The sequence below is a fragment of the Chryseobacterium sp. GTID13 genome, from assembly GCF_056172655.1.
The window spans coordinates 157896-170813 of the sequence record NZ_JAOCMB010000007.1; the positions used below are offsets into that span (position 1 = coordinate 157896).

Sequence of the window (12918 nt, forward strand, 5' to 3'; positions counted from 1 at the left end):
CAGAGGTTTTTAATTTTCACACTCCCGACTTAATTTTTGGGTAACAATACTAAAATTAAAACTATTATTTGCCAAACTTTGTTCCACTTCTTTTTCGGTCAATGCCCAAAAATCAGTCACAGATAGTTTCATTATCTATAAAAATGAGAGTGCTATATTCCGGTTTTGAAGAAATAATAGCTATAAAAATAACAAAATAAGGATGGGTTGATTACTGCAAGCCAATATTTCAGTATATATTTTCCTACTCACCTAGTTTTTCACGGTGCATATTCCCCCAATCAGACATCGCTTTCAACATTGGAGCCATGGTCATCCCAAGATTTGTCATGCGGTATTCTACCCGTGGCGGAACCTCGGGATATACTATCCTCTCAATAATAGTGTCATTTTCCAGTTCTCTCAATTGGTTAACCAGCATGCGTTCAGAAATTCCTTCAATAGATTTTTTTAATTCCCCATAACGCATTGTTCCATGATTTAGCCTGCAAAGGATCGCCGGTTTCCACCTTCCCCCCACTACGCTCAGTGCTCTGGCCATTCCGCAACTGGCATTAATGAGTTTTTCATTCAAAGCGTTCGTAGATGTATTCTTTCTCATTTCTTACTTTTTTGTTAGTACTTAACAATTTCATCAGTACTTACAAATATATGATTTTACATCTACATTTGTATAAAAATTAAGCAATGAAAAATTTATCAGATAAAATTGCCGTTGTAACTGGCGGAAGCCGTGGAATAGGCTCGGCAATCACTCTTAAACTAGCTTCAGAGGGAGCTAAAGTAGTATTTACCTATCAAAATTCAGCAGAGAAAGCCCTGGCTCTGGCAGAAGAAATTAAAAACATTGGCGGAACTGCGATTCCTATGGCTGCAGACAGCTCAAGCCCGGAAGATCTGAAAAACGTTATAGAAAATACTGTGAAAGAGTTCGGAACGGTAGATATCTTAGTGAATAATGCTGGAATTTATGTCGGTAAACCATTTGAGGATTACTCGTTAGAAGATTACCACCTGACCATGGATGTGAATGTTAGGGCTGTTTTCCTGGCATCACAGGAGGCTGTCAAGCACATGCCTGAAGGCGGCAGGATCATCTCAATAGGAAGTAACATGGCAGAGAATGCCATTGGTCCCCAAACAACCTTGTATACTATGAGTAAATCTGCCTTACAAGGGTTTACCCGTGGTCTGGCCCGTGACCTAGGTTCAAAAAAATTACAGTCAATCTTGTGCAGCCTGGCCCAATCAACACGGATATGAATCCTGACAATACGGAATTTGCAGATTTTCTCAGAACCCGAATGGCTCTCGGAGAATATGGTAAAGCAAAGGATATTGCTAATGCCGTTGCATTTTTAGCTGGAGAAGACAGTGGTTTTATCACAGGAGCATTTATTACAGTTGACGGTGGCTTTAATGCTTAGATGTAATAGTTTAGCAGAATAATAAAGAGGGTATTCATCTTCATGAGTACCTTCTTTATTATTTCCGTAAATTTATTTTCACCTATTCGCTGGCAGGTTCAATAAATGCATACAGATGTTTTACTTTTCCGTTCTCCGTCAGGAAAAAGTCCATACTGTTGAGCATCCCTCTTCCGGTCTGAATGTGCCCAAAAAGTCGCGCACTGTTCTGAAGTGGCTCTATACGTTTTGCTTCGGAAAATTTATACGAAGGATCCTCGACCATAAGTTTTCCTATAAAATCAGAAATAGCTTTCAAGCCATCAAGGATAATCTCTTTATCATACATCTTAATATCATCTGCATAAATTTTTTTAAGAAGCTCTTCACGTTTTTTTACGTCTTTTTCATTCCAGGCGGCAACGTGTATTTCCTGTAATTGGTCAAATAAGTTTTCCATTATATTTTATTTTTGTTCAAAAATTTCCTTATTGCTGTATCCCGTACTTTCTAATTAAACAAAGTTATCCCGAATGAATTCGGCTTACGATGAGATATGATAAAAAAAAATGTTGATGTAGATCAACATTCCGCACTCAATATTTCTCTTTACATTTCCCTTCGAAGACAGGTTTATCGGAACTCCTATCTTCCAAAAAGTACGGCTCCAGCCGCTATCGGTCAATTTATCCCAAGTATGATATTTCCTGATTACACACCTTTTGTTTATCTTTACGAAATGCTTACTGCGCTTTTAAATTATCTGGACCAACAAACCGGTATTCCACTCTCAGAGGAGGATATTGAGTTGATGCGTAAGGCATTTATTCCCAGAAAGTTTAGAAAAAGGCAGTTCCTGTTACAGGAAGGTGATGTATGTAAGTATATTTCCTTTATTGTAAAAGGAGCCGTTCGTCAATATACGGTAGATGAGAAAGGAAACGAGCACGTGCTGAACCTTGCCATAGAAAATTGGTGGACCTCGGACAGGGAAAGCTATCATAAGCTAACCCCATCGATATATAATATTGATGCCTGGGAGGAAACTCAAGTATTGATGCTTCCAAAGGCAGATGGCTGGTATGATAAAGTTAACTCTATTCCCGCTTTTTGTCAGTTGCGGATAAAACTTGACGATGCCCATCATATGGCCATGCAAAGTAGGCTGCATTCCTCCATCAGCTATACTGCAGAATCTCGATATGAAGAATTGCTTCGAAAATATCCTGATTTCCTGAAACGGTTTCCACAGCACATTATCGCTTCCTATTTAGGAATTACCAAGGAAACGCTTAGCCGAATTCGCAATCAATCTCTTAAAAAGTAAAATAAAATCTTCCATATAAAGTTGTTGATGTCTATCAACAGTTTTTATTGCTGCCCGTCAACTCACCTCATTTTACTAGGGCTATGAATGCAAATAACCTCTGAAATTTTGATTATCAGAGATTTTTATTTTTCATGGGTGGCCAAAATGTTGACTATTATTTTTTTCGCTTGTTCCTAGGTTCTCTCTCATTATCTCGTACAGCTTTTCAGTAACTTTTCTACATCACTGTTTTAACGCCTAATTTGATTTGTTTTACGATTGGTTATTTCATTTTAGAGGGTTTTATTATTAATTCTTTTATCATTTAATTTTATTTATTTTTGCCTCATGAAAAAAATTTATCCTAACCTTAATTCCCTTCGGTTTATAGCGGCCTCATTGGTTATACTTCATCATATCGAACTTTATAAAAATTTATTTGGATTAAAAAACTTATGGGATGTTCCATTTTTTCAAGTAATCGGCAAGTTAGGTGTCGTCTTATTCTTTGTTTTAAGTGGATTTCTTATTACCTCTCTTCTACTTCATGAAATTGACCTAAAGGGTAAAATTTCAATTAAAAATTTTTATTTAAGGCGTATTTTAAGAATCTGGCCACTTTATTATTTAATTATTTTTCTAGGCTTTTTTGTTTATCCTTATATTCCATTTTTTGATATTCCTAATAAAGAAGTTTTCCCAAATGTGCTGGAAAATAGAATTCCAAATATTTTTTTCTATTTAACAATTTTTGCAAACCTTGCGATTCCAATCTTTAAAGATGTTCCATATACCTCACAAACTTGGTCAATTGCTACGGAAGAACAGTTTTATTTACTGTGGCCCTTTCTTTTTATATTTTTCCGAAAGAAATTACTTCCGGCGATGCTAACAATTTTGATAGGATATTGGTTTTTAAAATATATAATAGATGAAACTCACTATCCTTTAAAATTTATTAGCTTTCATACCAAAGTAATCATTTCAGGTTTTCTCTATTTTTTTAATATAAACTGTATGGCAATCGGAGGCATTTTTGCTGTATTGGTTTCAAAAAATTATAAATTTTTAAAGTTAATCTTTAATAAAACTGTTTTTATTTTAACCTCAGTTACTACCATCGGTTTATTAATTTTTGGTGTACAATTCGGATTTTTCCATTACGATATTTATGCTGTCCTTTTTGCGGTTATTATTGTAAACTTAGCTTGCAATAGTAGATTTAAAGACGTTTTAGAAAATAGAATCACCAATTATCTCGGCTCAATATCATATGGAATTTATATGTATCATTTTATAGCCTTAACAATTGCAATTAGACTATCAATTTATTTCGATACTTTATGGATCATTTATCCAATAACGTTTATTATAACTTTTATTATTTCTCATTATTCCTATAAATATTTTGAAAATTTCTTTTTGAAACTAAAATCAAAATTTGTCTAATTAGATTGATTTAGGAATAATAAGCTCACGGCTTCGGTCCTAGGTACAAGAAACCTCTGAGATTTTTTAATTCTCAGAGGTTTTTATTAATAAAAAAAGCATTCATCCAGGATTACCATTTGATCTTTGGCAGTACCTTTTTTATTTCTTTTCCTATATTATTCCCAGCTTTGCCTACTTCATTACCAATATTCTTTATTATTTTTACTGCTTCATGATTTTTCCCGGGGCCGTACTGAATATCGTGAACTGTGTTATTCCATGTTTTTACAATGTCATTAGTGGGACCAAACTGGTTCTGCAGCTCGAGCCCGATTTTATTTAAGCCTTTTACAATATCATTATTTTTACCAAAACAGCCGGAATCACCACCTACTCCATTGGTCAAACATTTATCAAGCTCTCTCGACATCAGCTGTCCGCCTGCACAGCCGGCAAAAACATAAGGCTGGCCTCCGGAAGTTACAGCGCACTGTACTACAATCTGGGCTTCTGTATTCAGGTTAAGTTTACCCGCTCCATAACACATGGCGGTATTCATAAAGCTCACCTGCCCATATTGCCCTTGCTGCTGTACACAGGATAAAAGCTTCTGAAGCTCAGGATCGGAAGATTCTCCGGCTAAGCATAAAGGATATTTGGTATAATCATTTCCGTACTGCTTATAACATTTAAGCAAAGAAGCAGAAATTTTTCTCTCGTTGGTACCTCCCATGGTTCCTACCAGACATAGGGACTGCTCCTCTGGTGTTGAAGCATTTTTCACACAGTTATAAATTTCGTTTTCTTTCTTTCCGGCCATATTCGCCACCATGCAGTCGCCAAATTTCTGCTTGTCCAATGTTCCGTTAAAGCTCATCGACTGTTCATAACATCCTTTTGCGGTCTGTTCATTGGTGATCATCAGATCCCCGTACGGATTATTGGTGTCTACAATCTGTGTGGGCAGGGGTTGAAATCCATCCGGTGTCTGGACACCAACATTCTGGCTGTATACCGGTGGGACATAATTAATCGTAGGGTTCTGAGGAACCGGAACATCTGCATAGCCTATAACCCTGCTTCCCAGCATATAATCAAGCTCAATCACATTTCTGTTATAGTCCAGAAAAAAGCTTTCTGGTATGGATTGGCAGCAGGAAGTCTCAGGTACATCATTCCGGAAGGATCGCGGAAAGTCATGCCTCTGTTCATAGGATTCCCGTCCTGGATCGTCATTCCGTCACTATACAGAGCAAAGCTCTGCCCATGCACCTGATCATAAATCCGCCCCATTAAAACAGGCTGTGAATAAAGATGCACACAGAGAATAAGTAAGCAGACACTTACAAAAATCTTGAAGCTTTTTAAAGGTAGTGTTTTCATGGTGTTTCGTTTTATTAGAAATTATTTATTTCAACTGTAAAACTGGTTATAAGAACGAAACAAGTCAATTACACTTTTGGGTACTATTTTTCCGGGATTTCGGTAATTATTTTCAAAAAAATCCTATCCCAAGTATTTCTAAGGATAGGATTCACACCTAAATAAAAAACTATGTTATACAATAAACAGCCCTGCGATAGCCTGGGCCTCACTTCCTGTTAGTATTTCATCATAAGCCGCAGATCCTGCCGCTGCTCCGAAAGCACTTCCGGTATTGTATCCGGCCTGATTTACATTATCTTCTCCTGCGTATACAGGATCTGTTGCAGAAGGCATGCTTCCTCCATTAGCTAATTCTATCCAGCCTTTATTTGCTCTCATTCTTCTTACCTGCGAGGCATGTCTTGCTTCTACAGAATGAATCTGTAATGCGGCCTGCAAAACAGCACCGTTGGCCATGACATTTCCAGCCTGTCCTTTATAAGCACGGACGCCGGTATCTTCAAAAGCCTGTGCCAGAATAAGAAACTGATTATAATCTGTAAAAGGTGTGAAACTTCCGCCAGCCGTGAAATCAAAATTTGGTTTTGCCCCGGGAGTTACTCCTAAGGAGGTCAGTGTGCTTTTAAGGAACGTTACGTGAGCCGATTCATGCTTTGAGATCTGCATGAAAACAGGCCGGTCTGAATTTGGAATAAGTCCGGCCGCAGCCAGTCCCATCGCATAATATTCGTTTTCCAGATATTCCAGAACCAATGCCAGCTGTAAGGCATCGGTAAGGGCATTTTTAAAAACATTTCCGGATGAATGGTCCGGCGTTTCCGCCTTAGCTGATGTTGTCATCAACGCTCCCAAACCTAGTGGAACCGAAGCTACGGCAGCTTTTTGGCCGAATGCTGAAATATGGGTAAGAGTTTCTAATCTTGTTGCTTCTGTGGTAAAAAATTTATCATTAGAAAGCTTATCGAGTAATTTAAGAATGTTCATAACTGTAGATTTTGAAAATGAATAATTAGCTGATTCCTCTTTCTTTCCATGTGAAAGGAGTTTTGATAAACCCTCCTGCCGCCATAACGATGTCTTTAGGCTCTTTGGCAAGATCAAGTCCGTTACTGTCAATCACATCATCCCCTGAAAAATCTGTTGAACCAGGATTGATGATATTTCTGATCGCAGAAGCATGTCTTGCTTCCACAGAAACGATCTTTCCAGCAATTACCAGATAGGCTGGATTTGTAATATACTTCCCGGCACCGTTATAGGCTGCAACTCCCGTATCTTCCAAAGCTTTTGCTGTGGCAAGAACTGAGTTTCTGTCGTTAAAATTCACATTGGAATACTGGAATTGAAGAGTTGGCAAGACATTCGAAGTCGCTCCACTGATGGCGGCTTTAAAAAAATCGCGGTGAATAACCTCGTGATGGTAAAGATCAATAAAGATCTCCTTTTCTATACTCGAGATCCCAGAGTAGAAATTATTGACCACTTTGGTATAAAAATCAGCCTCCAGCTGTTCCAGTGCATAGGCATAGTTCAGAACTCCGACGTCGCCGGTTCCAAGGTCAAAAACCTTATCACCCATCATTCCGAAGTCTGTATCATCATCGCAACCGATGAGGGTAAGTCCTGCCATAGCCAGTCCTATACCACCCAGTTTCAAAAAGTTTCTTCTGCTTGTATCCAGAGTCGCTCCCTGGCTAGAAACATTAATCGTTTTTTTCATAATATTATTAGGTTTGAGTGTTGAGAATATAAGAGAGAAAAAAACAGCATAAAAAATTATGCTGCTTAAAAACTAAAACATTACGGCATCAACACCGTATCAATCACATAGATCACTCCATTTGACTGGTTCACATCAGCTATTGTCACTTTGGCACTATTTCCTTTGGCATCCTGTACATAAAGGTCTTTTCCTTTGGTCCAGAAAGTAAGTCCTTCACCTTCTACTGTTTTCATCATGCTTTTCCCGTTTCCAGCTTTTACGGCGGCCCAGATATCTTTGGCATTGTATTTTCCTGCAAGAACATGATAGGTTAAAATCTTGGTAAGCATTTCTTTATTCTCAGGCTTTACAAGAGTTTCAACGGTGCCTATAGGAAGTTTAGAAAATGCGGCATCAGTAGGAGCCAGTACGGTAAAAGGTCCTGCACCCTGCAAGGTTTCTACCAGACCTGCTGCTTTTACGGCGGCTACCAAAGTTGTATGATCTTTAGAATGCACGGCATTTTCAATAATATTTTTGGAGGGATACATTGCTGCACCACCTACCATTACTGTTTTTTCTTTCATCATTTGTGCAGTTACCTTCCCACTGAAAGCAAATGATAAGGCTACCATTGTCAGAGCTGCGATTTTTGTGTTTGTGTTCATTTTATTGATTTTTTAAGTTAATGTCTGTTTTTATTGTGTTCTTAGAATCATTTACGATGTTGATTGAGAATCAGATTTAAAAAGTTTGTTTTTTTATTATTTTTTTTAAAAGCCTTTTTAGAATCTCGTCAAACAGGAAGTATTTACCGGTATTGATGATTTAATGATAATCTTAATAGGATCTATAAAATCATTTACGACATAAAAGATTTTCCGGATGTTATTTGTAATATATTTTATTTTATTACATTTGAAATGAAAATTATACACTATCAAAACAACCTATTCGGAAGAAGAGCTTATCGTTTTACTTAGAGATAGAAACGAATCAGGCTTTCATTATTTATATGATCATTATGCAGGAGCACTGTATGGTGTGGTTTTCCGAATCGTACAGTCTAAAGAATATACGGAGGAAGTTATCCAGGATGTTTTCGTTAAAATCTGGAATGCTGTTCATCAGTATGATTCATCTAAAGGAAGATTTTATACCTGGATGATTAATATTGCCAGAAATACGGCGATAGATTATTTAAAATCAAAAGGGTTTCAGAATGAGCTTAAAAACCAGTCACTTCCGGATTTCGTATATAACTCTGCAGAACTTTCAACAACTAACAATTCGTCCGATTTTATTGGATTTAATAATGTTCTTAAAGGTCTGGAAACAGATAAACAGGAACTTATTGATCTGGCTTACTACCAGGGATATACCCAGAACGAGATATCCGAAAAACTGAAGATACCCCTTGGAACGGTGAAAACCAAAATGCGGAATGCACTTATGAAATTAAAGGATTTGTTAAAAGATTATCAATAAATTGAACACAAAAGAATACATATCATCCGGAATTATAGAATCTTATATTCTAGGTCTTGCTTCTCCTGAGGAAGCAGGGATTTTGGAGTGTGTGATGAAAAACAATGCTGAAGTAAAAGCGGCTTTTGAAGAAGCACAGAAAACTTTAGAAGATCTGGCAACAAGCCAGGCCATAACTCCTCCTGCTGATTTAAAATCCAGAATCTGGAATAAGATCCAGCAACAGGAACAGACTGCCGAAAAAGTACAGCCTGTTGTTACAGATATTCCTGCTGCAAGACCTCAGGAAGAGACTAAACGTCAAGAGAAAAGCAGCTGGAAAGCCTATGCGGTTGCTGCTTCCGTGTTATTTCTGATCAGTGCTGCCGGAAATCTTTTCTGGATGAGCAGCAATGCTGAAACGAAAAAGAAATGGCTAAAATGCAGACTGAGAATAAGTCGCAGGAACTTGCCATGCAGAAAATGAATCAGAAGATGAGTATGTTTTCCAATCCGGATATGCAGATGGTAATGCTGAAAGGAGTAGAAAAACATACGGACTCCAAAGCAATGGTTTTCTGGGATAAAAAAACGAAAGAAGTATATCTTAACGCTGAAAGTCTTCCAAAAGCTCCGGAGGGAATGCAATATCAGCTGTGGGCTATCGCCGACGGGAAACCTGTAAGCGCAGGTATGTACAGCGAAGAAAAAGACAGCAAAATAGCTCTTGCAAATATCCCAAAAGCACAGGCATTTGCCATAACACTTGAAAAACAGGGCGGCAGTGCAGTTCCTACTATGGAAAATATGTATGTAATGGGCGAAATCTAAGCCTTCCGTAAATCAGCATAATTGAATATATTCTAAACAGATATGAACTCTTGCTTATGTGAGAGTTTTTTGTTTTTAAATGCTTTACTATCATCCGAAAAAACATGATATATTCCCTCAAAATACTCTAAAGTTTCACTTCTGTTCCTCAAAAACGGCTATATCCTGCTATATTTGCCTGAAAAAATAATTCGACAATTTATCATCAATGAGTTTATTATACGTTAACTGGAATGTAAGTCCCGAAATTTTCAATATTTCCGGCTTTCCTTTAAAATATTACGGCATGCTGTTTCTTGCCGGTCTTGTTTTATGCTATACCATCTTAAAATCTATCTATAAAAAAGAGAACCTGAGCACTCAGGCTCATGAAGCTCTTTTTTCTTATGCTTTCATCGGAATTTTAGTCGGTGCAAGATTAGGCCACTGCCTATTTTACGATTTTGATTATTACGCTCAGCATCCAATTGAGATTTTCCTTCCGATCCAAAAAGGGGCCGACGGAGCTTATCACTTCTCAGGATATGCAGGGCTGGCCAGCCATGGCGGAGGAATCGGGCTGATTATCATGCTTCTGCTTTATGCCAGAAAATTCTCCATTAAATTCATGACCGTTCTGGACGTCATCGCTATTGCAACCCCTTTAGCGGGAGCCTTTATCAGACTCGGTAACCTGATGAATTCTGAAATTATAGGAACCCCTTCCAATGCGCCGTGGGCATTTATTTTCAGACAAGTCGACAATATCCCCAGACACCCTGCACAGCTGTATGAAGCTATTTGTTATTTTATTATTTTCTTACTGGTATATTCTGTTTATAAGAAAGATATCTTTAAGGTGGGAAAGGGATTTTACTTTGGGATCACTACCCTGCTGATCTTTATTGTACGGTTTTTTATTGAATTTATAAAAGTGGACCAGGTGGATTTTGAAAAAGGGATGAGCCTGAATATGGGACAAATTCTAAGTATCCCTTTTCTGTTTCTGGGACTGTTTTTTATTATTAAAAGCATCCGGGACCGTAGGGACGTCAAAGTTTCATAATTAATAAAAAAATTTAAAAACCTCTGAGATTGATCATTTCAGAGGTTTTTTATTAAGGATCAAATGGGAGCATAAAAATTTTTTCCATTGAAGCTGCAAAATCAGTTAAAATTAAAAATTTCATTTTTTTGATCCTTATATGAGAGATATATCCCATTACGTACCAGCTGTATACACTCTCAGATTGCCCTGAAATTCGGCATCCGCATAAAAAAATCCAAAATTTGTGAGTTTTAGGCATAGCATTTGCTACTTTACGAATCATATTATACACCACTTCATTTTTATAATATATTATTTTCCACAATCCTCAGGCAACTGAGGATTTTTCTGTTAAATTAAGGTATTGGATTGTACTTTTTGTTTTGAACAATAAAATACATTTTTGATAATCAATGATTTAAAATAGGTTTATTCAGTTTATTATCGTATATTTGTATATTAATTGATAGGCCGCTGCCTTTGCCCTCTGTAATAGTATAGACATTCTTTCTTTTCAGTTCCCGCTTTTTCAGACGCCTCATTTTTTAAAAAATTCACTTCTTTTACTGATGAACGGCCAAAACAAACAGCTTTCGACGTTTCGTTTCACAAGGAAGATCAGACGGATGACTGCAACTTACAAGTATTTGGCAGATCAGTAACCAGTAACTACAATATAAAATTTAATACTAAAATAATTTATGGCAGACTCTTTTTCTAAAAAGAAAATTTCAAGAAAAAAATTCAAAAACAAAAAGAAAAAGCGCTGAGACGCGAAGATCGTAAGACGAACAACAACAAAGGGGCAGAAGATGTTTTCATGTATGTAGATGAATTCGGAAGACTTACCCCTACCCCTCCTGAAAACAGAGAAAGACAGGAAGTAAACATTGATGATATCCAGCTTGGTGCCGCTCCGATCGTTGAGGAAGACATCAGAAAGACAGGAATCATTACTTTCCACAGTGAGAAAGGCTACGGCTTCATTACTGAGGACAGCAGCAAAGAAAATGTTTTCTTTCACAACAACAGCTGTGCACACCCTGTAAAAAGGGTAACAAAGTATCTTTTGAGAAAGAAAAATCTCCAAAAGGCTTCTCTGCTGTTAATATCCAGTTAATCAAATAATGATCAGATCTGCTGAAAAACTGCAGGTTTTGTAAGACAATAAAAAGCCACCTTTAGGGTGGCTTTTATCGTAAGAACCAATTCATAATAATTGGTACAATTTATTTTTTATTGAACATTTTCTCCAGCACGGCATGCCGATAGCCGAAGATATGCTCCAATTTCTTTTTAACGAAAACCGCATGGGCTAATTCACCCAAAAATCCCATAGGAAGCTCATAATCTACAGTGTCTTTCATTAATACTCCCTTTTCATTCGGAATGAATTCATGATGGTGATGCCAGAGTTTATAAGGGCCTTTTTTCTGAAAGTCTATAAAGCTCTTTTGAAAATCTACTTTGATAATTTCCGTCTGCCATTTCATTTTTATCCCGAATAGCGGTGAAACGTAATAGTCGATCAGCATTCCTTCATAAATTTCGTCATTCTCCATTGCAGTCAGTACAATGAAATTCATGTCTTTTGGGGTAATTTCCGAAAGGTTATTGGCGGAAGAAAAGAACTTCCAGGCTGTTGCTATATCACAGTTTAGCTGCTGTTTCCGAAAAAGTCTGTGCTTCATAATTTTCTCAATATATTTACAAATAGATCCACATAAGTACAGGTTTACCAGAACCTTTTATCATTGGATCAATCTCCCTCATTGCGTTGTTGGAAACAGTGGGACAGCCCCATCCTTCAGGCGAGCCTTTTGGAAATACTTCATCATCACTCATCCTATCCCAGGAATGAAAAACGATGAATCTTTTCAAGGCATTACTGTTAGTTTCTTCCAAGCCGTGCATCACGTATTTTACGTTGATTCCCCATTCGCTGTATGCTCTTTCCTGCAGTTTATATTTACCTAATGATGACAGATGACTTCCGTCTTCATTACTGAACTTCGGATTCTCGTTTGAACTGTCTAAACTCCACGGGTTTGAACCGCACCCATGACCTACTAGGTATTTTTTTATCACTGATTTCTTTTGAAAATCCCAGATAAACATTCTCTTTACTCCGGAATGAAGGCTCATATCGATTAGAATACAGAAATCCGTATTGAGTTTTTTTGAATCACAGAATTTGAAGGCTTCTTCCGCTTTTATTGTCATTTTAGAAAAATCTGCCTCTGGTTTTTTCTCTACCTGAATGTCAGGGCTTACTGAAGCCTGATGATTTCTTTTACCGGGTTCATTACTGCATGAAAGCAGAACATAAAATGCAAGAATTACTGCAAAAAACTTCATT

16 protein-coding genes and 1 pseudogene are annotated in these 12918 nt (G+C 37.3%); 8 read left to right on the plus strand and 9 right to left on the minus strand.

What is annotated here, in order from left to right:
- Positions 1–244: 244 nt before the first annotated feature.
- Positions 245–601, minus strand: a complete 357-nt coding sequence (locus N4G44_RS19840; protein ID WP_474929310.1) for a winged helix-turn-helix transcriptional regulator — start codon at positions 599–601, stop codon at positions 245–247.
- 86 nt (positions 602–687) lie between these two features.
- Between N4G44_RS19840 and N4G44_RS19845 the strand changes: the two are divergent.
- Positions 688–1427: pseudogene (locus tag N4G44_RS19845) on the plus strand (SDR family NAD(P)-dependent oxidoreductase).
- A gap of 82 nt (positions 1428–1509) precedes the next feature.
- Here N4G44_RS19845 and N4G44_RS19850 read toward each other — a convergent pair.
- On the minus strand, positions 1510–1866 hold the full coding sequence (locus N4G44_RS19850; RefSeq protein ID WP_474929313.1) for a nuclear transport factor 2 family protein: 357 nt from the start codon (positions 1864–1866) through the stop codon (positions 1510–1512).
- A gap of 237 nt (positions 1867–2103) precedes the next feature.
- Here N4G44_RS19850 and N4G44_RS19855 point away from each other — a divergent pair, with 237 nt between their 5' ends.
- Both N4G44_RS19855 and N4G44_RS19860 read left to right on the plus strand, forming a co-directional pair.
- The gene (locus N4G44_RS19855; RefSeq protein WP_474929316.1) at positions 2104–2733 is read left to right on the plus strand and encodes a Crp/Fnr family transcriptional regulator; all 630 of its coding nucleotides are present in this window, start codon (positions 2104–2106) and stop codon (positions 2731–2733) included.
- A 330-nt stretch (positions 2734–3063) separates the two neighbouring features.
- Positions 3064–4164: an acyltransferase family protein gene (locus tag N4G44_RS19860; RefSeq protein ID WP_474929319.1), complete on the plus strand. Its 1101-nt coding sequence runs from the start codon at positions 3064–3066 to the stop codon at positions 4162–4164.
- Positions 4165–4276: 112 nt separating this feature from the next.
- Here the strand turns inward: N4G44_RS19860 and N4G44_RS19865 are convergent, their stop codons facing one another.
- The 5 genes from N4G44_RS19865 to N4G44_RS19885 form a co-directional block, all read right to left on the minus strand.
- Positions 4277–5254: a hypothetical protein gene (locus tag N4G44_RS19865; protein WP_474929321.1), complete on the minus strand. Its 978-nt coding sequence runs from the start codon at positions 5252–5254 to the stop codon at positions 4277–4279.
- Positions 5251–5529, minus strand: a complete 279-nt coding sequence (locus N4G44_RS19870; RefSeq protein WP_474929323.1) for a hypothetical protein — start codon at positions 5527–5529, stop codon at positions 5251–5253. Before N4G44_RS19870 ends, N4G44_RS19865 begins: the two co-directional genes overlap by 4 nt.
- Positions 5530–5703: 174 nt before the next feature.
- Positions 5704–6516 (minus strand): ferritin-like domain-containing protein, encoded by an 813-nt coding sequence (locus tag N4G44_RS19875; protein ID WP_474929325.1) that lies wholly within the window; start codon positions 6514–6516, stop codon positions 5704–5706.
- Between the two features lie 25 nt (positions 6517–6541).
- A complete protein-coding gene (locus N4G44_RS19880) occupies positions 6542–7252 on the minus strand; it encodes a ferritin-like domain-containing protein (protein ID WP_474929326.1) in 711 nt (236 codons plus the stop codon).
- Positions 7253–7332: 80 nt separating this feature from the next.
- Positions 7333–7902, minus strand: a complete 570-nt coding sequence (locus N4G44_RS19885; RefSeq protein ID WP_474929327.1) for a fasciclin domain-containing protein — start codon at positions 7900–7902, stop codon at positions 7333–7335.
- A gap of 301 nt (positions 7903–8203) precedes the next feature.
- Here N4G44_RS19885 and N4G44_RS19890 point away from each other — a divergent pair, with 301 nt between their 5' ends.
- The 5 genes from N4G44_RS19890 (at position 8204) to N4G44_RS19910 (ending at position 11679) form a co-directional block, all read left to right on the plus strand.
- Positions 8204–8722: an RNA polymerase sigma factor gene (locus N4G44_RS19890; protein ID WP_474930109.1), complete on the plus strand. Its 519-nt coding sequence runs from the start codon at positions 8204–8206 to the stop codon at positions 8720–8722.
- Position 8723: 1 nt separating this feature from the next.
- On the plus strand, positions 8724–9188 hold the full coding sequence (locus tag N4G44_RS19895; protein ID WP_474929329.1) for a hypothetical protein: 465 nt from the start codon (positions 8724–8726) through the stop codon (positions 9186–9188).
- Entirely contained in the window at positions 9143–9532 is a 390-nt protein-coding gene (locus N4G44_RS19900) for an anti-sigma factor (protein ID WP_474929331.1), read from the plus strand. The genes N4G44_RS19895 and N4G44_RS19900 overlap by 46 nt, the downstream gene beginning before the upstream one ends.
- Positions 9533–9740: 208 nt before the next feature.
- Entirely contained in the window at positions 9741–10577 is an 837-nt protein-coding gene (gene lgt / locus N4G44_RS19905) for a prolipoprotein diacylglyceryl transferase (RefSeq protein WP_474929334.1), read from the plus strand.
- 802 nt (positions 10578–11379) lie between these two features.
- Positions 11380–11679: a cold shock domain-containing protein gene (locus tag N4G44_RS19910; protein WP_474929336.1), complete on the plus strand. Its 300-nt coding sequence runs from the start codon at positions 11380–11382 to the stop codon at positions 11677–11679.
- Positions 11680–11788: 109 nt separating this feature from the next.
- Here N4G44_RS19910 and N4G44_RS19915 read toward each other — a convergent pair whose 3' ends face one another.
- Together N4G44_RS19915 and N4G44_RS19920 are read right to left on the minus strand one after the other, a co-directional pair.
- Positions 11789–12250 carry an SRPBCC family protein gene (locus N4G44_RS19915; RefSeq protein ID WP_474929338.1) on the minus strand — a complete coding sequence of 154 codons (462 nt, stop codon included), beginning with the start codon at positions 12248–12250 and terminating at the stop codon, positions 11789–11791.
- A 16-nt stretch (positions 12251–12266) separates the two neighbouring features.
- Positions 12267–12917, minus strand: coding sequence for a murein L,D-transpeptidase catalytic domain-containing protein (locus N4G44_RS19920; RefSeq protein WP_474929339.1), 651 nt, complete (start codon positions 12915–12917; stop codon positions 12267–12269).
- Between the last annotated feature and the right edge of the window lies 1 nt (position 12918).